This is a genomic window from Allokutzneria sp. NRRL B-24872 (genome assembly GCF_002155965.1).
GTDB lineage: Bacteria > Actinomycetota > Actinomycetes > Mycobacteriales > Pseudonocardiaceae > Allokutzneria.
Map to the genome: position 1 here is coordinate 1 of NZ_MUMH01000271.1, position 502 is coordinate 502.

The 502-nt window shown below is 72.0% G+C and carries 1 protein-coding gene; it reads left to right on the top strand.

The genetic code is table 11. From position 1 onward, the window contains the following. Positions 1 to 263: 263 nt before the first annotated feature. On the top strand, positions 264 to 446 hold the full coding sequence (locus tag CCN37_RS40470) for a TNT domain-containing protein (RefSeq protein WP_086830136.1): 183 nt from the start codon (positions 264 to 266) through the stop codon (positions 444 to 446). Positions 447 to 502 lie beyond the last annotated feature (56 nt).

A 502-nucleotide genomic window follows, 5' to 3' on the forward strand; every position in this document is an offset into this window, starting at 1 on the left:
GTCGCGGACTACGAGCGCGGCGAGCCCCGCAATCCGCACCGCTTCGCCTCGCTGCGCGACGCGGGCGCTTACCTGGTCGGCATGCTGGCCATGACCCCGTCGAGCCTGCGCGCCGGTGGTCGCGACGTGAACACCACGCGAGCGCTCAACGACTGGCCCGTCCAGCCGCTCCCGGGCGAGCCGCCGCTGACCCTGCTGGCCGGCAAGCGCATCGTGGTTCTCATGCCCGGCAAGGAGATCGAGCGCNNACGGAGTTCAGCGCGATGTCGCTGCGCGCGGAGCGGCTGAGCGAGGGCTCGCGCCGCTTCCGGATCGCCCGCGAACTGCGCGTGATCACCGGCCAGACCGTGCCGTGGCACGAACAGCCCGGTGGCGGAACCGCTTACCTGCTCCCGAGATCCGTTGACGAGCACCTGGCGGACGGGAGCCTGATCGCCCTCAGTTAGCGGTGCTGGTGAAGCTCGGGTCGGCGGGGTGCGGGCCCTTCGGCTCCGCCCAGTCC

Bases quoted from the DNA above. Each gene is read 5' to 3' on its own strand.
- CCN37_RS40470 (WP_086830136.1), top strand. From the start codon at position 264: ATGTCGCTGCGCGCGGAGCGGCTGAGCGAGGGCTCGCGCCGCTTCCGG.